General features: G+C 70.1%; 17 protein-coding genes. 14 read left to right on the top strand and 3 right to left on the bottom strand.

All coding sequences use genetic code 11. The annotated features are described in order from the left end of the window. The first annotated feature begins 65 nt into the window (after positions 1-65). The 10 genes from C560_RS0100595 to C560_RS0100550 all read left to right on the top strand — a co-directional run bounded on the left by C560_RS0100595 (position 66) and on the right by C560_RS0100550 (position 16,536). On the top strand, positions 66-2,372 hold the full coding sequence (locus tag C560_RS0100595; RefSeq protein WP_026536719.1) for an alpha-L-rhamnosidase: 2,307 nt from the start codon (positions 66-68) through the stop codon (positions 2,370-2,372). 105 nt (positions 2,373-2,477) lie between these two features. Then, complete coding sequence (locus C560_RS20830) at positions 2,478-5,048, top strand: beta-glucosidase family protein (protein ID WP_051532917.1); 2,571 nt, start codon at positions 2,478-2,480, stop codon at positions 5,046-5,048. 6 nt (positions 5,049-5,054) lie between these two features. After that, positions 5,055-7,769: an alpha-L-rhamnosidase gene (locus tag C560_RS0100585; RefSeq protein ID WP_026536718.1), complete on the top strand. Its 2,715-nt coding sequence runs from the start codon at positions 5,055-5,057 to the stop codon at positions 7,767-7,769. Then, positions 7,766-8,773 carry an alpha/beta hydrolase gene (locus C560_RS0100580; protein WP_026536717.1) on the top strand — a complete coding sequence of 336 codons (1,008 nt, stop codon included), beginning with the start codon at positions 7,766-7,768 and terminating at the stop codon, positions 8,771-8,773. Before C560_RS0100585 ends, C560_RS0100580 begins: the two co-directional genes overlap by 4 nt. Continuing rightward, a complete protein-coding gene (locus C560_RS0100575) occupies positions 8,770-10,638 on the top strand; it encodes a glycoside hydrolase family 3 protein (protein WP_026536716.1) in 1,869 nt (622 codons plus the stop codon). Before C560_RS0100580 ends, C560_RS0100575 begins: the two co-directional genes overlap by 4 nt. Beyond that, on the top strand, positions 10,635-11,630 hold the full coding sequence (locus C560_RS0100570) for an alpha/beta hydrolase fold domain-containing protein (protein WP_026536715.1): 996 nt from the start codon (positions 10,635-10,637) through the stop codon (positions 11,628-11,630). Before C560_RS0100575 ends, C560_RS0100570 begins: the two co-directional genes overlap by 4 nt. Positions 11,631-11,724: 94 nt before the next feature. Continuing rightward, a complete protein-coding gene (locus tag C560_RS0100565; RefSeq protein WP_026536714.1) occupies positions 11,725-12,594 on the top strand; it encodes an alpha/beta hydrolase in 870 nt (289 codons plus the stop codon). A 123-nt stretch (positions 12,595-12,717) separates the two neighbouring features. Next, entirely contained in the window at positions 12,718-13,563 is an 846-nt protein-coding gene (locus C560_RS0100560; RefSeq protein ID WP_026536713.1) for a fumarylacetoacetate hydrolase family protein, read from the top strand. Next, entirely contained in the window at positions 13,563-15,311 is a 1,749-nt protein-coding gene (locus C560_RS0100555; RefSeq protein ID WP_026536712.1) for an FAD-dependent monooxygenase, read from the top strand. Before C560_RS0100560 ends, C560_RS0100555 begins: the two co-directional genes overlap by 1 nt. Next, positions 15,289-16,536 carry a DUF3500 domain-containing protein gene (locus tag C560_RS0100550; protein ID WP_026536711.1) on the top strand — a complete coding sequence of 416 codons (1,248 nt, stop codon included), beginning with the start codon at positions 15,289-15,291 and terminating at the stop codon, positions 16,534-16,536. Before C560_RS0100555 ends, C560_RS0100550 begins: the two co-directional genes overlap by 23 nt. Before the next feature lie 112 nt (positions 16,537-16,648). On the opposite strand, the gene C560_RS0100545 is transcribed toward C560_RS0100550, so the two are convergent. Continuing rightward, positions 16,649-17,716: a quercetin 2,3-dioxygenase gene (locus C560_RS0100545; RefSeq protein ID WP_026536710.1), complete on the bottom strand. Its 1,068-nt coding sequence runs from the start codon at positions 17,714-17,716 to the stop codon at positions 16,649-16,651. 317 nt (positions 17,717-18,033) lie between these two features. Between C560_RS0100545 and C560_RS23175 the strand changes: the two genes are divergently transcribed. Further along, positions 18,034-18,189, top strand: a complete 156-nt coding sequence (locus C560_RS23175) for a hypothetical protein (RefSeq protein ID WP_155855690.1) — start codon at positions 18,034-18,036, stop codon at positions 18,187-18,189. A gap of 257 nt (positions 18,190-18,446) precedes the next feature. Further along, on the top strand, positions 18,447-18,779 hold the full coding sequence (locus C560_RS0100540) for a YegP family protein (RefSeq protein WP_018772759.1): 333 nt from the start codon (positions 18,447-18,449) through the stop codon (positions 18,777-18,779). Positions 18,780-18,796: 17 nt separating this feature from the next. Here the strand turns inward: C560_RS0100540 and C560_RS0100535 are convergent, their stop codons facing one another. After that, positions 18,797-19,063 carry a hypothetical protein gene (locus C560_RS0100535; protein WP_018772760.1) on the bottom strand — a complete coding sequence of 89 codons (267 nt, stop codon included), beginning with the start codon at positions 19,061-19,063 and terminating at the stop codon, positions 18,797-18,799. Positions 19,064-19,206: 143 nt separating this feature from the next. Then, positions 19,207-19,878, bottom strand: coding sequence for a hypothetical protein (locus C560_RS0100530; protein ID WP_155855689.1), 672 nt, complete (start codon positions 19,876-19,878; stop codon positions 19,207-19,209). A 525-nt stretch (positions 19,879-20,403) separates the two neighbouring features. Here C560_RS0100530 and C560_RS0100525 point away from each other — a divergent pair. Beyond that, on the top strand, positions 20,404-20,910 hold the full coding sequence (locus tag C560_RS0100525) for a sigma-70 family RNA polymerase sigma factor (protein WP_026536708.1): 507 nt from the start codon (positions 20,404-20,406) through the stop codon (positions 20,908-20,910). Beyond that, positions 20,907-21,623 (top strand): anti-sigma factor family protein, encoded by a 717-nt coding sequence (locus C560_RS0100520; RefSeq protein WP_026536707.1) that lies wholly within the window; start codon positions 20,907-20,909, stop codon positions 21,621-21,623. Before C560_RS0100525 ends, C560_RS0100520 begins: the two co-directional genes overlap by 4 nt. The last annotated feature ends 88 nt before the right edge of the window (positions 21,624-21,711 follow it).

The following is a 21,711-nucleotide window of genomic DNA, read 5'->3' as shown; positions in this document are numbered from 1 at the left end:
AGAATGGCAACTCCCACAGCATGCCAACTCCCATGCCAACGCCCGACAAGAATGGACGACTCCACATGACCCCGGCACCCTGGTCCGCCACGATGATCGCGCCCGATCGAGACTTTGACGGCGCCCCGCTTCTGCGCAAGGAATTCCGGCTCGACGCAGGCCACGGACCCGTGAAGCGCGCGCTCCTGCGGGCAACGGCGTTCGGCATCTACGAGGCGCAGATCAACGGCGTCCCGGTTGGGGAGGACGTACTGAGTCCGGGCTGGAGCTCGTACGAATGGCGCCTGCGCTACCGCAGTTACGACGTTACCGCGCTCGTGGGGCCGGCTACGGTGATCGGCATCGCGCTCGGCAACGGCTGGTACCGCGGACGCCTGGCCTGGCACGGCAAGTCGGGCCTGTACGGCGATGAACTCGGGTTCTACGGACAGCTGGACATCGTATACGCCGACGGCCACGTCCAGTCGGTCGCCTCGGACACGTCCTGGCAGTCCGGTCCCTCGGGCACCACGGCCAACGATCTTTACGACGGACAGCGCATCGACGCGCGGCGGGAACCGGCAGGCTGGGCCCGGCCGGGGTTCAACGCCGACGCAACCGCTGCGGGGGCGGGCGCCTGGGCAGGGGTCCATGCGCTGGAGTTCGACGCCGGCCGGCTGGCGGATCCCGTCGGGCCGCCGGTGGTGCGCAACGAGGTCATCAAACCGGTGGAGGTCTTCACCTCACCGGCCGGCAAGACGCTGGTGGATTTTGGCCAGAACCTGGTCGGCTGGCTGCGCTTCACCGTCCAGGGCGACGCCGGCACCACGATCACCGTGCGCCACGCAGAGGTCCTCGAGGACGGTGAGCTGGGAACCCGGCCGCTGCGCTCGGCCGCCGCCACCGACACGTTCATCCTCTCCGGCGCCAAGGACTGCTTCGAACCCAGCAAGACCTTCCACGGGTTCCGCTACGCGGAAGTATCCGGCTGGCCCGGCGAGCTGACGGCGGAATCCCTCGAAGCCGTGGCGGTGCACTCCGAGCTCGAACGCACCGGCAGCTTCGAGTGCTCCAACCCGCTGGTGAACCAGCTGCACCGCAACATCGTCTGGGGCCTCAAGGGCAATTTCCTGGACCTGCCCACCGACTGCCCGCAGCGCGATGAGCGGCTCGGCTGGACCGGGGACATCGCCGTGTTCGCCCCCACGGCCACCTTCCTCTATGACGTCAAGGGCTTCCTGCAGGACTGGCTCCTGGACCTTGCCGCGGAACAAAAGGCTGCCGGGGGACTCGTTCCGATCACCGTGCCGGACGCACTGAAGTACTGCCCCCAGCCGCCGGAATTCCCGGCACCGGAATCCTCGGCCATCTGGAGCGAGGCGTCCGTGTGGGTTCCGTGGGCCCTGTGGGAGGCCTACGGCGACAGCACCGTGTTGAAGGACCAGTACGATTCGATGGCCTCCCACACGCGCCGGGTGGAGGGACTGCTCTCGCCCGCCGGGCTCTGGGATAAAGGCTTCCAGTTCGGCGACTGGCTGGACCCGGACGCCGCGCCGGACCAGCCGTGGGCGGCCAAGGCGGACACCGGCGTCGTCGCCACAGCGTGCCTCTACCGCACGGCGTCCATCACCGCCCGGACGGCTGCGCTCCTGGGACACGACGCCGACGCCGCCGCGTTCGGCCGCCTCGCCGAACGGGTCAAAGCAGCCTTCAACACCCACTACGTGGCCGCCGACGGAACCGTGCACAGCGACTGCACCACGGTCTACGCCCTGGCCATCGCCTTCAACATCCTGCAGACCGGCCGGCAGCGCGAGTTTGCCGGCAACCGCCTCGCCGAACTGGTGCGGAACAACAACTACCGCGTCTCCACCGGGTTCGCCGGGACCCCCTTCATCACCGGCGCCCTGGCCGATACCGGACACGCTGGCGAGGCGTACAGGCTCCTGCTCGAACAGGAATGCCCCTCGTGGCTGTACCCGGTGACCATGGGGGCCACCACTGTCTGGGAACGGTGGGACTCCATGCTCCCGGACGGCACCATCAACCCCGGCCAAATGACCAGTTTCAACCACTACGCGCTCGGCGCCATTGCTGATTGGCTGCACAAGTACGTCGGGGGAATCCGGCCGCTCGCCCCGGGCTACTCCAGGGTGCTGATCGCGCCCCTGCCCGGCGAGGGCATCGACTGGGCCAACACCAGCCTGCGCAGCCCCCACGGCACCATCGCCGTCGAGTGGCGGACCACCGGCGACGGGGTGTTCGAGGTCGAAGCAAGCATCCCCGACGGCGTGGAGGCTGAGATCAGGCTGCCGGGGCAGGACGGCCAAACCGTCGGGGCGGGCACGCACCGCCTGACCGCCGCCGCCATTTCAGCAGCAGTCGCGTCCTGAGTTCCCCGCAGCGCCGTGTCAACCAATGAAACTGCGCTGTCCGGGCGCGCCGCCGCAAACCCATGCTGGTAGCTGACCAAAACCCACGATCAGGAGCACCAAGGAATGACTTTCACGAGCTTTGACGCCGACGTCGAAGAAGCGATCCGCACGCTGCCGGTGGCCGACAAGGTCCGGCTCCTGAGCGGCTCAGGCCTGTGGTTTACCCAAGCCGAGCCGCGCCTGGGACTGCCGAAGATCACGGTTTCGGACGGGCCCGTCGGCGTCCGCGGCCACCGCGACACCGAGGCGGCCGGCTCGGTGAACCTGCCGTCCGCAACGTGCCTGGCCTCTTCCTGGGACCGGCGGCTGATGGCGCGGGTGGGGAGGCTGCTGGCAGCCGAGGCGCGCCGCCAGGAGGTGGACGTGGTGCTCGGACCCACCATGAACCTGCACCGGTCGCCGCTGGCAGGCCGGAACTTCGAATGCCTGTCCGAGGACCCGCTCCTGACCGGTGAACTGGCGGCCGCGTACGTGGACGGCATTCAGGCCCAGGGAATCGGCGCCTGCCCCAAGCACTTCGTCGCCAACGAGGCCGAGACCGAACGGACCACCGTCAACAACGTGCTCGACGAACAGACTTTGCATGAGGTGTACCTTGCACCGTTTGAACGAGTCGTCAGGCAGGCCCGCCCCTGGATGATCATGGCGGCCTACAACGGCGTGAACGGAAAGGCCATGACCGAGAATCCCCTGACGGAGAACCCGCTCAAAACCGAGTGGGGATTCGAGGGCGCCGTCGTCTCGGACTGGCACGCGGTGTACTCCACCGTGGACTCCGCCCTCTCGGCCACGGACCTGGCCATGCCGGGACCGGAGAAGCTCTGGGGCGACGGGCTGGTGGACGCCATCTCCTCCGGACTGGTCCCCGAGGCCGTCATTGACGAGAAGGTGCGCCGGCTCGTCACCCTGGGTCGCCGGGTGGAGGAGGGCCGCCGGAACGGGCCCGCGACACCCGAAGCTGGCGCCGCCGTGGCCAGGGAGGCCGCCGCGGCAGGATTCGTGCTGCTGGAAAATCCGGCCGGCGTCCTTCCCCTCTCACCCGGGGACCTCACCTCCATCGCAGTGGTGGGACCGTCGGCGCTGGATCCCCGGACCCAGGGCGGCGGCAGCGCCTCGGTGTTCCCGGCCTACACGGTGGCGCCCGCCGAGGGCCTGCGCGCACGGGCCGGCGACGGCGTCCGGCTCACCACCGTCCAGGGTGCCTGGCTCTCTGAGGGCCTTCGCGAACCCCGGACCGCGGAATGCCACGCCCCGGGCCAGGGGGAGGGCAGCGTCCGGCTGACCTGGCGGGGACCGGCCGGCACAGTCGCGGAGGAATACGGTCCCCGCACCACGCTCACCCGGGGTACCGGCGCCATCCCCGCCGGCGCCACCGCCGTCGACGTCGAAACAATCTTCACGCCGGACGTCTCCGGGACCTGGAAGCTGGGATTCAAGGGCATCGGCCACGCCAGCCTGGAGGTCGACGGCGACGCCATGGCAGGCGCGGACTCGCGGGACCGCTATGCCGACATTGAAGCCGTGCTGATCGGCGCGCCGGACGAATCAGCAGGCGTCGACCTGACCGCCGGAACCCCGGTGCATCTGACGTTGCGGTACGCCTGGCATCCGCAGGCCACTCTGTTCCGGGTGGGGCTGGCCATCGACGAACCCCGGGAGTCGGCGGACCGCGAGATCGCCAAGGCCGCTGCCGCGGCCGGCGCCGCCGACGTCGCCGTCGTCATGGTCGGGACCTCCGGTGCCGTCGAAAGCGAAGGCTTTGACCGGACCTCCCTGGCGCTGCCGGGCCGGCAGGACGACCTCGTCCGCGCCGTCATCGAAGCGAACCCACGCACCGTGGTGGTGGTCAACGCCGGTGCCGCGGTGGAGATGCCTTGGCGGAACGACGCCGCTGCGGTGCTCCTGGTCTGGTTCCCGGGCATGGAATTCGGGAACGCCCTGGCCGATGTGCTGTTCGGCGACGCCGAACCCGGCGGGCACCTGCCGACCACCTGGCCGGCCGCCCTCGCTGATGCCCCCGTCCGCGACACGCGCCCCCGGAACGGCCGGCTCGAGTATACGGAACGGCTGGATGTCGGCTACCGCGGCTGGGCAAAGCAAGCCAGGCAAACCCCGCAGGCTGCCGCTCCGGCGTACTGGCTGGGCCACGGCCTGGGCTACACCACCTTCGCGGTGGAGGGGTTCACGCTGCTGGGGGCAGCGGCACCCGGGGACGACGTGCACACCGTCCTGACGGTCCGCAACACCGGGTCCCGGGACGGAAAATACCTGGCCCAGATCTACGCCGACGCCCCGGAAACGGACGTGGACCGGCCCGAGTTCTGGCTGGCGGGCTTCGCGACCGAACTCATCCCGGCCGGGGAACACCGGGACATCCGGGTGACACTGCCCGGGCGGTCCTTCCAGCACTGGGATGCCGGGCGCGGCTGGTGCGGGGAGGAGACAACCTTCAGGATCGCGCCCGCCGGGCAGGCCGGCAACGCACGCGCTGCGCTCGCCGGACCCCTCGCGGCCTCCATTGGGCCAGCGGCGACCATTCGGCCAATGGCCTCCATCCCGCCCGCGGCGACCGTCCGGTCAGCGGCGTCTTCGCGGCCGGCGGCGTCCGTCCCCGCCCTCGACGGAATGGGGTAGGCAGCCATGAACCACCCCACACGCCTGCGCACCGAGCACTTGAGCGAGGCCTTCGGCATCACCATCACCCGTCCCCGGCTCAGCTGGACCCCGCCGGAGGGGACGGTGCGGCAGCGCGCCTACCAGATCACCGCCAGCAACGGCTGGGACAGCGGCCGGGTGGAATCGGGAACCCACCATCTGGTGCCCTACGGCGGCCCGGCGCTGGGTTCCCGGGACCGCTTTGAATGGACGGTGCGGACCTGGGACCTTGCCGCGGACGGCAGCGAGTCAGCTTCCGGTTGGGCGGAACCGATGCCGGTCGAACTCGGCCTGCTGCACCCCGCCGACTGGACCGCGCAGTGGATCGGCCCCGGCGAGCCCGCCATCCCCGCGCCCGGCGAGCGCCCGGGCTACGCGCTGTCCACCACGTTCGAGCTGGACGCGGTCCCGGACTCAGCCCGGGCGTACGCCACCGCCCACGGGATCTACGAGCTCTTCATCAACGGCCACCGGGTAGGGGACCAGGAGCTCACCCCGGGCTCCACGAGCTACCACAGCACCCTGCAAGTCCAGACGTTCGACGTCGGAACGCTGCTGCACGCCGGCAGCAACACCGTCACAGGCGTCCTCACCGACGGCTGGTACCGCGGCACGTTCGGGTACACGCGCGACGCCAACATGTACGGGACCACGACGGCGCTGCTGGTGCAGATCGAAGTGGCGTCCACGGCGGGTCGGACGATGGTCGGGACCGACGACACCTGGCTGGTGACGCCGACCGAAATTGTCAGCGCGGACCTCATGGCCGGGCAGCACGTCGACTTCCGTGCCGCAGGCGTTCTCCCCGGAAACCGTCGCATACATGCTGTGCTCCGTGACTTGGGCTTTGACACCCTGACGGGGCCGGTCGCACCGCCTACCCGCGCCGTGGAGGACATCGCCCCGGCCTCCATCACCCGGCTTACCAGCGGCCACCAGGTGGTAGACCTGGGCCAGAACATCAACGGCTGGGTGCGCCTGACCCGGCTCGGCGCCCCGGGGCACGCCGTGACGCTGGTGTACGGCGAAGCCCTGGACGACGCGGGCGAGGTCACGCAGGAGCACCTGCGGCCGCACGATTTCCGCAACCCGGGCCAGTTCCTGTCCGCCGGGCAGATCGACTCCGTGGTGTCCTCCGGCGCGCCGGGCGAAATCTTCGAGCCGCGCCACACGACGCACGGCTTCCGGTACGTTTCGGTCCGGGGACTGGCGGAACCGCTGGAACCGGGAGACCTCGTGGGCCGGATGGTCCAGACCGACCTCGAACCCGCGGGCACGTTCAGCTGCAGCGATGACCGGCTCAACAAGCTGCACGAGATCGTCGAGTGGAGCTTCCGCGGCAACGCCTGCGAGGTCCCGACGGACTGCCCGCAGCGGGAGAAGGCCGGCTGGACCGGCGACTGGCAGGTGTTCGTCCCCACCGCCGCCTACCTCTTCGACGTTGCCGGCTTCTCCCGGAAATGGCTCAACGATGTCCGGGCGGATCAGTGGGACAACGGGGTGATCGTCAACATTTCACCGTCGCCGGGCCCGGACGCCACCGCGGCCGATCACATGGCCTTTGTCAACGGCTCGGCCGGCTGGGGGGACGCGATCGTCCTGGTGCCATGGGAGATCTACCGGGCCACGGGGGACACGGCCATCCTGGAACAGAACTGGGAGGCCATGAACCGCTGGCTCGGATTCATCCGCAGCGCAGCCGCTGGCGGCCGGCACCCAGCCAGGTCCGCCGCCCGCCCCGCACCGGAACCCCACGAACAGTATCTGTGGGACACCGGCTTCCACTGGGGTGAATGGCTCGAACCCGACGGGCCGGAACCGGACCTGTTCGCGGCCAGGTCCGCCGACCACGGCATCGTGGCCACCGCCTACTACCGGCACTCCGCCGCCATCATGGCCGGGATCGCCGCCGTCCTGGGCAAAGAAACGGAGGCCGCCGCCCTGGCAGGGCTGTCCGCCAAAGTCCGCGACGCCTGGGCCCGCGAATACGTCAATGACGCCGGGCAACTGCTCGACCCCAGCCAGGCGAACTGTGTGCGGGCACTCGCCTTCGGCCTTGTCGCCGAGGAGCACCGCGCGGCGGTCGCGGCGCAGCTGGCCGGCCTCATCCGGGACGCCGGCACCCACCTGGGCACCGGATTCCTCGCCACCGCGGACCTGCTGCCCGTCCTTGCCGACAACGGCCACCTCGACCTGGCCTATCAACTGCTCATGCAGGACACCGAACCGTCCTGGCTGGTCATGGTGGACCGCGGAGCGACCACCATGTGGGAAGCCTGGAACGGCATCGGCCCGGACGGCACGGCGCAGCAGTCCCTGAACCACTACAGCAAGGGCGCCGTGGTGTCCTTCCTGCACCGCTACGCCGCCGGACTCCGGCAGGCACCGGGGAGCGCGGCCTATGAACAACTCATCATCGAACCACGCCCCGGCGCCGGCCTCTCATCCGCCGGCACGTCCCACCGCGGCCCCCAGGGCCTGATGGCGGCCAGCTGGCGGATAGACGACGGCGAGCTGACCCTGAACGCAGTCGTGCCGGCCGGCACCAGCGCCGAAGTCCGCCTGCCCGGCCGGGCGGGCGCCGTCGTCGGGCCCGGAACGCACACCTTCTCCGTCCCGCTTGGACCGGCGGGAACGGCTGGCCCGGCCGTTACGGCGGGAACTGAATCCCTGTCCCACCTCATCAGGAGCGCACCATGACTCTCATCGAACCCGCAGTTGCTGACACTGCGGCAGACCTCAACGCCGCCGCCGGGAAGGACGGACAAGCTGGTCCCGCCTTCCCTGCCTTCGATGGCCCGGGCGTGGCCGTGCAGGTGTCCGAGGTCTCCGCGGTCCACCGCGACGTCAGCTATGCCCGGACCGTCGGGTTCCGGCCGCTGACCATGGACATCTGGCTCCCGCGGACCGGACGGGGGCCGGTTCCAAGACCGGTTCCGCTGGTGCTGTGGGTCCACGGCGGCGCCTTCCAGCTGGGGGACCGCCGTGAGCTGCCGCCCACTTTCCCCGCGGACTCCGTCTTTTCCCGGCTCAATGCGGCGGGGATCGCCTGCGCCACCGTCGACTATCGGCTGGCCCTCGAAGCCCCTTTCCCGGCCCAGCTGCATGACCTGAAAGCGGCGGTCCGCTATCTCCGCGCGCACGCACAGGAGCTCGGGATCGACCCGGAACGCTTTGGCGCCTGGGGCGAATCCGCCGGCGGCCACCTGGCCGCACTGCTGGGCCTGACCGGCGACCGGGATGACCTTGAGGGTGGACTCGGGGCGCAGGGACACTCCAGTGCCGTCAGGGCCGTCGTGGACTTCTACGGCGTGTCCTCGCTGCCCCTCATGCCCCCGATGCAGCTCCCGGCCGGCCTCCTCACCGGACCCATGGTTGCCGCCGTTCCGGCAGGCATGAGCATGGAACCCGGGCCCATGCTCATTGGCGGTTCCAGCGACCCGGCCCGGCTGGCCGCCGCGAGTCCGCTCGGCCACGTCAGCGCCGGCGCGCCGCCGTTCCTGCTGATCCACGGCGACAGCGACGCCCTCGTGCCCCTGTCCCAGAGCGAACTCCTCGCGCAAGCCCTCAGCGCCGCCGGCGTCCGCAACGACGTCGTCGTCATCGAAGGCGCCGACCACTGCTTCTTCGGCGCAGAAGACCGGATAGACAGCATCCTGGACACCGCCATCACCTTCCTTTCCAACGAATTGAGCCAGCCATGACCCCCGCCACCGCCCGCTACCCGTACCAGGACGCCACCCTGCCGGTCGAGCAACGCGTCCAGGACCTGCTCTCCCGGCTCTCCCTCGAGGACAAGGCGGGTCTGATGTTCCACGGCGCGCTGCCCTTCGCGCTCGGCACCGGCCCTGCCGTGGAGCTGATCGGCGGGCGCCGGATGAACCACTTCAACATCATCGGCGCAGCGACCCAGGCCAGGGAACTCGCCGAATGGCACAACAGCATCCAACGTCTCGCCCTGGACACCGGCTGGGGCATTCCCGTCACGCTCTCCACCGACCCGCGCCACGCCTACACCGACAACCCGGGCACCGGAGCCCTGGCCGGCCCGTTCTCCCAGTGGCCCGAGGCGCTTGGCTTCGCCGCCGTCGGAGACCCCGACGCGGTGGCGGAGTTCGCCGACGTCGCGCGGCAGGAGTACCTCGCCGTCGGCATCCGGGCCGCGCTGCACCCGCAGGTGGACGTCTTCACCGAACCGCGCTGGTCCCGCGGCGCGGCCACGTTTGGTGAAAGCGCCGAGCTCGCCGCAGAGCTGGTGGGCGCCTATGTCCGGGGCTTCCAGGGCGAAGCGTTCGGCCCGGCGTCCGTGTCCACCATGACCAAGCATTTCCCCGGCGGCGGCCCCCAGCTCGACGGGGAGGACCCGCACTTCAGCTACGGCCGCGAACAGGTCTATCCCGGCGGTAACTTCGACTACCACCTGCTGCCCTTCCGTTCCGCCGTCGCCGCCGGCACACGGCAGATCATGCCGTACTACGGCATGCCCGTCGGCACGGAATATGAGGAAGTGGGCTTCGCCTTCAACAAGCGCGTCCTCACCGAACTCCTGCGCGAAGAGCTCGGCTTCGGCGGGATCGTCTGCTCAGACTGGGGCATCCTCACCGACGGCGACATCTTCGGCAGGGTGTTCCCGGCCAGGGCGTGGGGCGTGGAACACCTGACCCCGCAGGAACGGCTGCTCAAGGCACTGGACGCCGGCGTGGACCAGATCGGCGGCGAAAGCTGCGTCGACCTCCTGACCAGCGCCGTCCGGGCGGGCAAGCTCAGCGAAGACCGGCTCGACGTCTCCGTCCGCAAACTGCTGGAGGAGAAGTTCCGCCTGGGGCTCTTCGAGAACCCCCTGGTGGACGCGGCCGCCGCCGACGCCGCGGTGGGGACGCCGCAGTTCCGCGCGGCGGGCCGGGCCATGCAGCGCCGCTCCTACACGCTCTTGGCGAACAAGGACGTCGACGGCGGCCCCCTCCTGCCGCTCGCCGCCGGCGCCAGGGTCTACCTCGAAGGCATCACGGCCGCGGACCTGGGGCCGGGCTTCGTCCCGGTGCCGACGCCGGAGGCCGCGGACCTCGCCATCCTCCGGCTGCGGACCCCGTTCGAAGTGCGCGGCGAAGGCTTCGAATCCTTCTTCCACTGCGGCAACCTGGCCTTCGCCCCCGAGGAGATCGAACGCGTGACCGCCATCTGCCGGGCCGTCCCCACGGTGATCGACATCAACCTGGAGCGGCCCGGCGTCCTGCCCGAACTCGCCGACCACGCCGCGGCCCTGCTGGCCAACTACGGATCCGACGCCGATGCGCTGGCGGACATCCTCACCGGCCGTGCCGTACCGGAGGGCCGGCTGCCGTTCGACCTCCCGCGTTCGATGGCCGCCGTCGAAGCCTCCCGGGAAGACATGCCATTCGACACGGAGGACCCCGTCTTCCGCTTTGGCCACGGACTATCCCTGCCGCAGGCCGGACGCGCCGGCACGGCCGGCGCCGCGGACGCTGCCGGCGATGCCGACACTTCCGACACGGTTGACTTGGGGGGTCCGCTGCCCTGGGCCCGGTCCGTGACCGGATCCCGGCCATGAGCCTGGATCCGGACCTGGCCGGGGCCCTGCACCACCTGGCCGGAGCGGGCTCGTTCACCGAGCTCCTGGGCCAGCCCGGCGGCCTGGACCAGCTCGAGGCGTTCAGCGGCGGCGCCGTGCCCTACCAGGCTCCGCCGGTCCGTTTCCGGGAAGCCGGGGTCCACGGCCCGAACGGGACCGTCCCGGTCAGGGTCTACGGGGGCGGCCCCGGCCGCGATGCTCCCGCGCTCGTGTGGATGCATGGCGGGGGCTTTGCCGGCGGCGGTCCGGAGATGCGCGAGGCGGACCAACTGGCCCGGGAAGTCGCGGCCCGCAGCGGCGGCGTGGTGGTGTCCGTGGACTACCGGCTGGCCCGCGACGGCGTGCACTTCCCCGTCCCGCACGAGGACGTCCTGGCCGCCTGGCTCTGGACCGTGGAGCACGCCGCGGAGCTGGGCGCGGACCCCGCCCGGGTGTGCCTGGGCGGCGCCAGCGCGGGCGGTAATCTCGCCGTCGGGGCCGCGCTCTTCCTCAAGGACGCCGGTCTGCCGCTGCCGGCCAAGCTGCTGCTCGCGTACCCGTTCCTGCACGCCGAGCTCCCAGGGCCCGGCACCGGGTCCGGCACCGGGCCAGGCGCCGCCCAGGCGCTGGACGTCGCCGGAGTGCTCGAGGGGCTTCCGCGACTGCTGCGCTTCACTTCCGATGACTGCCGCGCCCTCGTGGAGAACTACATCGGCGGTCCCGTCGCCATGGCGTCCTCCTACGCCATGCCCGGCAACGCCGACCCCGCCGGGCTGCCGCCCGCGGCGGTCATCGCGTGCGAATATGACGACCTGCGGCACTCGGCCGAGACGTTCGCGGCAGGACTCCGGCGTGCCGGTACCGACGTCGACTTCCGTCTCGAAGCCGGTGCTGTCCACGGCTACCTCAACCATTCCGCGGGGCTTAGGATCGTGCAGGAAGGCCTCGCCTTCCTGGCCCGGGCCCTGGTGGAGGCAAAGCCGTTCCAATGATTGAAATGCCCGGTGCCGGCACTGCCCGGTATCCGACACCCTTGATTCAGACGCCGGAACACCTCGAGCCGGCCAGCAGCAGATGGAGCCGACGATGACAGCAGAACAGATCCTGGAAGGGATCGAGTTCGCCTGCCCCGGGGGCGCAGAACCCTTGCTGCTGGACCTCTACCTCCCCGCCGCAGAAGTACACCCCGCCGAAGGGCGGACTCCGAAGCTGTTCCCCGCGATCGTGCACTTCCACGGCGGCGGCTGGCGGACGGGGGAGCGATCCTCCCTCGGCCCGGTGCTGGACGGTTTCGGGTTCAGCCCGTTCCGGAGGCTCACGGACGCGGGATTCGTGGTGGTCTCCGCGGACTACCGGCTCAGCACGGCCGCTCGGTTCCCGGCTCAGCTGGAGGACGCGAAGGCCGCCGTGCACTGGCTCCGGAGCCACGCCCAGGAGTACGGCGTGGATCCTAACCGGATCTACGCGTGGGGCGACTCCGCGGGCGGACATCTCGCCAGCCTCGTGGGGCTCACCCCCGGCAGCGCTGCCGCCACGGCCGGCACAGTCGCTGCCGTGGCCGCCTGGTACGCGCCAGCGGACCTGGCCCGGATGGCCGAACAAAGCCTGCCCAACGCCGTCGCCCGTGCCGACGACCCCGGGTCCCGCGAAGAACTGCTCATTGGAGCGGTGCTGGCGGAGGCCCCCGGCAAGGCCGCTGCCGCCAGCCCCGTGGGCTATGTGACTCCGGCGGCGCCGCCGTTCCTCCTGGTCCACGGGACCGCCGACCGCTTCGTCCCGCCGGCCCAGTCGACGTCCCTCGCGGCGGCGTTGGAAGCCGCCGGAACCGACGCCGAACTGCTCCTGATCGAGGACGCGGACCACATGTGGGTGCTGCCCGATCACAGCCAGGCGGCCGCGGAGAAGGCCATGGACGCCACCGTCGACTTCTTCCTCCGCCAGGCCCACGTCCCCTGAGGGAACTGTCCCCGCCACCACGATGTGCGGGCTCCGGTCTGACCCGGGCAGCTTTGCTGTGCCAATTTTCTACGATCACCATTACCCCGCGCCCGTCCGGGCGGAACCTGAAAGGCCCTCCACATGCAGTACATCGGCATCACCCACGACGGCGCGGCCTGGGTTGCGGCCCTGGCCGACAGCCGGGTCCACCCGCTGGCTCCGGTCCAGGATTTCTGGGCGGATGCCGCCGGCTGGCAGGAAAAGTCCCTGTCCCTGACGGCCGGCGGCGCGTCGCTGAGCCGGCTGGACGTCACAGAAGTGCCGCTGGTCCCGCCCACTGCCCGCGTGATCTGCGTGGGCTTGAACTACCGGGCCCACGCGGCCGAGGGTTCCTTCTCCGTGCCCGAGTACCCCACGCTGTTCGGCCGGTGGACCGCCTCCCTGTCAGTCGGCAACGTCCCCGCGCCGGTGCCGGCCGGCGAGGCAGGGCTGGACTGGGAAGGCGAAGTCGCCGCGTACGTGGGCCAGCGGGTCGAATCCGCGGACGAAGCCACCGCCGCGGAAGCCGTCTTCGGCTACTCCACGTTCAACGACCTCACCGCGCGGCGGGCCCAAAAGCTCACCGCGCAGTGGACCCTGGGCAAGAACGGCGACTTCAGCGGCCCCCTCGGCCCGCTGGTCAGCCGCGACGAGGCCGGGGACCTTCGCGAGGGACTGCAGGTCCGGACGAGGGTCAACGGGACGGAGGTCCAGAACGGCAACACCCGGGACATGATCTTCTCCGTCCCGGCCATCATCGCCCTGATCAGCCAGACGATGACCCTGCATCCCGGTGACGTCATCGCCACGGGAACCCCGGAGGGGGTCGGCTACGTCCGGACCCCGCCGTGGCTCCTGCAACCCGGCGACACGGTCGAAGTGGAGATCGACACCCTGGGAACGCTCACCACGCCCGTGGGCGGGCCGTCGCTGCGGGCCCGGGCCTGATGACGGCCGTCAACAACGCGGCCCTCGGCGACCTGCCGGAGCGGGTGCCGGTGCTGATCGCCGGCGGAGGACCCAGCGGGCTGTTCCTGGCCCTGGACCTGGCGCACCGCGGCGTCCGCAGCCTCGTCATCGAGCCGAGGACCACCATCGACCCGGACCGGCCGCGCGCGAAGACCACGAACGCCCGGACCATGACGCACCTGCGCCGCCTTGGGCTGGCCGGGAAACTCCGTGAGGCTGCCCCGCTGCCGGTCGCCTACGCCCAGGACGTCATCTTCTGCTCCGCCCTTACCGGCCACGAAGTCACCCGGTTCCGCCAGGCCTTCCAGCTCGTCCCGGGCCGGTATGGCCCCCAGCCGGAATGCGGGCAGCAGGTCCCGCAGCCCGTCATGGAGGCCGTGCTCCGGGAGGCCGCCGCCGAATCGCCGCTCATTACGCTGCTGACCGGCCTGAGCGTGGAAGACCTGGACATCAACCCGGGCGGCGGCACGCCGGGTCTCGGCCGGCCGCGGTTTGGCTCGCGCGTGGCGGTGTCCGACGCAACCGGGCGGCGCAAGGCCGTGGACTGCAGCTTCGTCGCCGCGGCCGACGGCGGTTCCTCCACCGTGCGCCGCCGGCTGAACATCCGCCTCGCCGGCGGCTCCGCCGAGCTCTCCAACATCAGTGTCCTGTTCCGTTCCGACACCCTCGCCGCCGCGATCACCCTGGACCCGGCCGTCCAGTACTGGGTCCTGGGACCCGAGGTGTCGGGCATGGTGGGGCGGCTGGATCTCGGCAGCACCTGGTGGGCCATCATCCAGGGCGTGGACGGCAGCGGAACACCCGACGCCGGACACCTGGTCCGCTCGCTCGTCGGGGCCGACGTCGACGTCGAGGTCATCGCCACCGACCCCTGGACGGCCCGCATGCTGCTCGCCCCGGGATACGGGCACGACGGCGTGTTCCTGGTCGGGGACGCCGCGCACCTGAATCCGCCTTGGGGCGGACACGGCTTCAACACGTGCATCGGCGACGCCGCCAACCTGGCCTGGAAGATCGCGGCCGCCCTGAAGGGCTGGGCCGGCCCGGCCCTGGCCGCCAGCTACGAGCTGGAACGCCGGCCCGTCGCGGCCCGGACCATCCGCGACGCCGCCGCCAACGGGAAGTCGCTGGCCTACCACTTCGCGGACCCGGCCCTGGGCCGGGCGGATGCGGACGGCGAGGCAGCCCGGCAGGCCGCCAGGGAGGCGCTGGCCGTCAAACAAAGCGAGTTCGACTCGCTGGGGCTGGTGCTGGGCTACGCGTACGGCTCCTCGCCGCTGGTGGTCCCGGACGGCCTGCCCGTCCCCGCCGAGGACCCCGTCAGCTACGTCCCCTCCGCCAGTCCGGGATCACTGCTGCCCCACGCCTGGCTCGACGCGACGACGTCGCTGTATGACCTGGTGGGCACCGGCTTCACCCTCCTGGTGGACCGTGACAGCCTGGGCGGCGCCGCCGCCGGGCAGGCCTACGCGGCGGCCCAGGCCGCCGCCGCGGTACACGGGATCCCGCTGGCCGTCGTCGACGTCGGACCCGACCAGCACGGAACCCCGATGACCACGCACTGGCAGGCCACCGCGGTGCTGGTCCGCCCGGACCAGCACGTCGCGTGGCGGGGGACCGACCCGGCGGCGGCCGCCGCGGCCATTGGCGTCGCCGCCGGCTGGCCGCTGGCAACACCATCCGAAGACCCCGACAGGAGATCATGTGTCCGTGCCGTCCTTCCGTGACTATCTCTACCCGCCCGACCACCCTCGGGTGGCGCAGATCCGTGGCCTGGATGCCCGGGGCTACGCCGAGGCGGCGAAGACTGACCCCTTCGCGGGTCCGATGATCCAGGGCTGGGCCGCCCAATATCCGGAGCCTTTCACCGGGGTGACCAGCGACGGGGTCCGCCGGACCGGGCTGTACCCCCTCGAGCCGGCACCGGCAGGGGAGGAAGCGCCCGCGGCCGCGATGACAGCCGCCGCCCGGGACCTGCTGGCAGGACTCACGCCGGCGCAGGCCAGGCAGCTCCGCTACGGGGTGGACGCCCACGAATGGCAGAGCTGGGCCAACCCGGAATTCCTGCAGCATGACACGGGCCTGCGCCTGGACGAACTGGACCCGGACGTGCGCGAACGGATCCTGGCCGTCCTGGCGGCGAGCCTGAGCCCGGCCGGCTTCGAGCTGGTCCGGAACCTGATGCGGATCAATGGATTCCTGGGCGACCTGGTGGAACTGCCGCAGCTGATGAACGAGTTCAGCTACAATTTCGCCCTCTATGGTGAGCCCTCGGAGACTGCCCCGTGGGGCTGGCAGCTCTTCGGCCACCACGTGGCGCTCAACGTCCTGGTGGCCGGGACCCAGATGGTGGTCTCCCCGGTGTTCCTCGGCGCCGAACCGGACGTCATCGACGCCGGCCCGCGCCGGGGCGTGGCCGTTTTCAAGGAGCGGATCGCCCTGGCGCGGCGTCTCATGCAGTCCCTGCCCGGGCCGCTGCGGGACGAGGCCACGCTTTTCGCGGACATGCAGGATCCCGCCATGCCCGAGGGCCGGCTGCACCCCGGGGACGAACGGCACCTGGCCGGCTGCTTCCAGGACAACCGCGTGATTCCCTACGAGGGCATCCCGGTCAGCGCGATGCCCGCCGCGGCACGCGCGATCCTCGACGAGCTCGTGGCAGACTTCATCGCGTACCTCCCCGACGGGCCGCGGACCGCGCGCCGGCGGGAGATCGCCGCCCACTGGGACGAAACCTGGTTCTGCTGGATCGGCGGATGGGAGGCGCAGGACGCCTTCTACTTCCGCCTGCAAAGCCCCGTGCTGGTCATGGAACTGGACCACCACACCGGCGTCTTCCTCAGCAATGACACCCCGGCCCCGTTCCACATGCACACGGTGCTGCGCACCCCGAACGGCAACGACTACGGGCGCGAGCTGGTCCGCCAGGCTGTGCACCGACACGCACCATGAACCCCCAGTAAACCGTCCACCGACGCGAATGGCCCGGAACCCCCGCAGGGGTTCCGGGCCATTCCGGTGGGTCGTGCAACCGGACCAGAGAGCCGGCCGATGCCCAGGCCGCCTAGATGTCCAGCGCAGCCCTGCGCTGCGGCGGGGGACCCACCACGGTCAGGTCCATCTCGGCCTGGGCCCGGCCGAAGCCCTCCATGTCCATGTAGGGCTCGCCGCCCTCGGTGTACATGTAGTCCTCCGTGGGCTTGTTGAAGTACTCGAAGAAGCCGTTGAACACCGACGGCGTCAGGAACCCGACCATCTGGGTGTTGTGGGAATCGAAGGCGAAGGAGTGGATGGTCCCGGCCGGGGCGTGGAGGAAGTCGCCCTTGGTGAGCAGCACTTCGCGACCGTTGGCGTAGATCCACATCCTGCCTTCGGTGCAGAGGAAGTTTTCCGTGTGCTGTTCGTGGAAATGCAGCGGAATGTAGGGGGATTTGGCGCCCTTGGTGTGGACGGCGAAGTAGTTCGATCCCGTGTTCGCCGGCCGGGACAAGTAGGTGAACATGGTCTGGTAGCTGACCATCCGTTCGCCCTCGCCGGCACTGAGGAAGTACGGGCTCTGGACGGCAGGCAGCCCGGCGTCCTGCCGGAGAGTCGGTGCCACCCGTTCGACGTCGGGGAACGTCATGCCGAATTCGGCGCCCACCGCCGCGCACTCCTGCCGGCCGAGCTTCCGGCCCGGGGTGACAGGCGGGACGTGCGAATCGATGGGAGTGCCGACGCGTTCGTAGTAGGCCTCGGCGCCGCCGGGGGTCATCCAGTTCAGGAACCGGGTGTAGTGGCTTGCCATCCGGTACGCGTGCGGGGTTCCCGGCGGGATCACCACGGAATCCCCGGGAGTCAGGATACGGCTTTCGCCCGGCAGCCAGACGTGCAGGATGCCGTCGAAGACGTACAGGGTTTTGTGTTCCACCGTGTGGCTCACGAACGGCGATTCGGCCCCCATGCCGCCGGAGATGTAGGCGGCGCTGAAAATCCCGCCGGTATCCGCCGCCCGGGCGATCACCGTGACCAGCTGGCCGTTGATCTCATAGCGGGTGCCTTCGCCGGACGCCATGTAGTACGGGACGGCGTCCCCCGGCAGCACATTCGCCACCGGGAGCTGTTTGTTCATTTCCTCAACGCTGAGGGACATCGCATCCTTCTTTCCTGTCTGTGGAGCGCGGGCTGTCCCCAAGACTGCCCCTGATTCTCCGCCGCGGCGACTTCCAATTCCATTGGATGAAACACTTCTGCTCTTCGCTCCGGGCTGTCGGGCCCCAAAAGCCGTTGACGGCGGCCCGCGGGTGCTAACGGCTAGGCGCCTGCGGCTTTCGCCGATACGGTCCAAAGTCCCTGTTTTGGCGTCAGTCCTCCCGGCTAGTCTTGCGTGAGGCGCATGGCGGTCCGTAATGCGAGCCGGTGCGCCTCCAGCCAACAACAATGGGGGGTACGTTGTCCAACGATTCAGTCATGACCTGGTTGCCCGGCGATGCAAGCCGCGCAGCGGCGGCCGAGCCTTCCGAGCGGAGCGACGCCGTCGCCCCCTCCTGGGACCGGGCCATCCCGCCGGGGTCTCCGGGCGCCAGCCGCGGTGACTACTGCCGCGACCATTGGCCGCCCCTGTAGGGCACCGCAGAGCCGGCAATATTCCTGCCCGTGGCGGACCCGACGGCGGCTGCGCACGGCTGTTGGCTTCTATTTACCCAGGATTTACGTGACCGGCCTTGTGGGCGTTTCACGGCCGCAGCGAAACTGATAACGCGGGCTGACATGATCTGTTCAGCCGCGAGGACAAACCAAACCAGCGGGCAGCAGCGACGCTTTCCCCTTCATTCTGTGGCGATGATGCGCGGAAGGGGAGCCCGCGAATCGGGAGGATCGTCATGGCCGGCACATTTGAACTCTTCGTAGATGCCGATGCCTGCTTCAGGTTTCGGCTCAGGTCACCGGATGGGGCCGTACTGGCCGTTTCAAAGGGCTTCGCGGACAAGCCTGCAGCGGTTGCAGGCATCACCGCGGTGCGTGAGTACGCCGGCATGGGGCTGATCAGTGATCTGTGCCCGGAGCCGCCGGCAACTCCGGCGGCACCGCGGCCGCGGACCACCCCGGCTGCCGTGCCTGGCGTCGACCGGCGGGTGCACGACAACGACCTCCGGATCCGCGCCCGGGCCCTCCGTCGCCCGGCGCACGGGCCGGGCGCCGTCGGCGTCGGTTGATCCGTTAGGGGCCGCCGTTACGGGTCCATTCCGGCGTGCACCGGAACGAACTCGATCTTGTTCGCGGGCTGGACCGTTTTCTTGGGGGCGCGCGAGAACCCCTTGGCGTCCAGGTGGTTCTGCGCCCGGTACTCTGCCAGGGCCTCGTCATAGATGCCATTGAGCCGGTGCCCGGAATAGACGTGTTCTGAGCCGTCCGTGAACGTGATGCTGATGAGCGACTTTTCCGGGAAATGCCGGTTCATGCGGATGAAACCCTCGGCGTCTTGTTTGAGATTGATCATGTGGTTCCCACTTTCGTGATCGAGTTGATCCAGTCTCCCGCCTTCGCCGTGCCTAAACCAACCGGTCAAGACCAGCCGGCCCCATCCAACGGGTCCGGGCCACTGTGTTCGATGGGGATGGGGATGGGGATGGGGGCTTGCCGCTATTCAGAGGCGTACGCGTCCACCGCTTGCTGCAGCACGGGGCTGAAGCGGTCCCAGGAATCGGCCGGCGTGGCCACAACCAGGACGCTGCTTCCCCGGGTTCCTGCAACGAGGCATGCTATTTCACGATATTTGTGGGCACCGATCCGCGTCACATAGGTGTCTTCCACGCAGGAACCGGTGCCTCCCCGGAACCCCATTCCGGCACGGTACTGCAGCCGGCTCGCGGAGGCGGCGTTCTCGCCCGTGAGATGGGCCAGCCGGAATTCGGGCCAATTGGCCAGCGACTCGTCACCCTGTTGCGGCGTGGCATTGAGGTAGATCTGAAGGTCCCCGTCGGGGGCGGTGACGGTCGCGGACACGCTGCCGGGGTCGCCCGGCACGGGAGCGGCGTCAGGTGGGATGGCCAGCACGGCTGTTGTGTCAGGAAGTTCCAGTGGCTGCCATCCTGCCGGGGCCGGTCCGGAACGGAACCAGGCGAACGGGGTGGGGCCGGAGTCAGGAGCCGCCGTCTGGTTCCCGGCCGGACTGCCGCACGCGCTGAGGGCCAAGGCCGCCAGCGCCGACGGCACCCCGAGCAGGAACCCCCGGACGGGGCGCTGCCCAAGCGCCCCGTGGCTGCTACTTGTTGCCGTCACCGTCGTCCGGTCCTCCGTTGTTGTCGGCATCATGATCATTTCCGGCCGGCACCCGGGCGGGCGGCGGAACCATGGGCCGCGGAGCCGGTGGAACGACGCGCCGCGGGGCGGGCGCCGGCGGCCGGATCATGGGCGCCGGTGGCCGGATCATTTGGGCCGGGGCGGGCGGGACCACAGTCCGCGGCGGAGCCGGCACGACGGGCGGGGCGACAGTTGACGGCGGAGCCGGGTTGCTTGCGGGGTCCTTGGGCGACGGCGGGGGGTTCCCTGTCGCAGGAACCGATGGGACTGTGTAGGGTGCCGGTGCCGGTGCCGGCAGTGCTGGGTGCCCGGCGGAGCAGGCCCCCAGCAGCAGGATGGTGCCTAACGCCGCGGCGGCAGTCGCCGGGCGAAGAATCTTCATTGTGCTCTCCTCAGGGATGGCCGGCCAGGGCAGCCGGGCTGTCCCTACAACGGTTCCGGCTGCCTGCAGGTTCAACGCTGCCCGGCAATTGCCGGCAGCCGGGCGCAAGTGAACTGTTCGCGGGCCGGCGTCGTCCTACCTCCAAGGAGGCTGAAATGTCCGATCAGGAGGCCGAGCTACTGCGATCGCTGCAGGAGGCTTACGGCCCGGCGCTATGGCGGTTCGTCATGAAAATGACCCGCGACAGCACCCTGGCGGATGACGTCGTACAGGAGACGCTGATCCGCGCATGGAAACACCCGGCGATTCTGCAGCGCCCGGAGACAGCGGTGCGGGCCTGGCTTTACACAGTTGCCCGCAACCTCGTCATCGATGACCGGCGCAGCGCCCGCCGCCGGCACGAAACGGGAATCGACCAGCTGCCCGAAATTCCGGAGACGGACCGGGTCGACAGGATCCTGGACGGGTGGCTTGTCTCAGATGCGCTCGCCGGGCTGTCCGCCGAGCACCGGGCCGTCGTCATTCATTCGTACTATCTGCGAGAGACAACGGCCGAGATCGCGCAAAATCTTCAAGTGGCCGAGGGAACGGTGAAGTCGCGCCTGCACTACGCGCTGAGGGCGATGCGGCTGGCCCTGCAGGAGGGAGGCGTGACGCCATGAACCAGAACGGAACCGATGAGTACCGGCGCTGGGATGCCGCGTACGTGCTGGGATCCCTCGTCTCTTCCGAGCGGCGCGAGTTCGAGGAGCACCTGTCCGGCTGCGCGGGCTGCAGGGCCGCCGTCGCCGAACTTGCCGGACTGCCGTCGCTGCTGGCAGCACTCTCACCCGAGGAAGCCCAGTCCCTCGGGCGGCCCGACGGCGAACGGCCGACGCCGAAGTTGCAGCCCGGGCTGGCTGATAAGGTCCAGCGCGGTCGCCGGCGCACCCGCCTGGCCGTCGCCGGGCTCATGCTGGGCGCCGCTGCCGCCGCGGGCGCGGTTTACGTTGCGGTCACGCCGTCCCCTCCACAGGCCGCCCAGATCCAGGCCGTATCCGCGACGGCCCTGAACTTCACGCCGGTCGCCGACAGTGCCCTGGCGGCCAGCGGAACCCTGACCACGCAGCCGTGGGGAACGCAGATCGACTGGAAGTGCACGTACACGCCGACCCCGGCCGACTATGCTCTGCCGGGCCGTCTCCGCACGCCGGAGGAGTACGGATTGGTGGTTGTCGACTCCCGCGGTGCCACGACCCAGGTGGCCACCTGGACGGCAACGCCGGGGACAGTGGCGACGCCGACGGCCACCACGGTTGTCCCGACGGCCGATATCCGCAGCGTTGAAATCCGGTCCGTCGCGAGCGGCAAGACGCTGCTGGCTGCGCACCCGTAGCGCCGGCACGCCCGCGTGCACGAACGCCGGCGGGTCGATCAGCGGCGCCGCCCCGAATGGATGGCCAGGACGCTGTTGCAGGGACAAT

This window comes from Arthrobacter sp. 9MFCol3.1, from assembly GCF_000620385.1.
GTDB lineage: Bacteria > Actinomycetota > Actinomycetes > Actinomycetales > Micrococcaceae > Arthrobacter.
The sequence above is the reverse complement of the archived record's forward strand: the minus strand, read 5'-3'. Positions and strand labels throughout refer to the sequence as shown.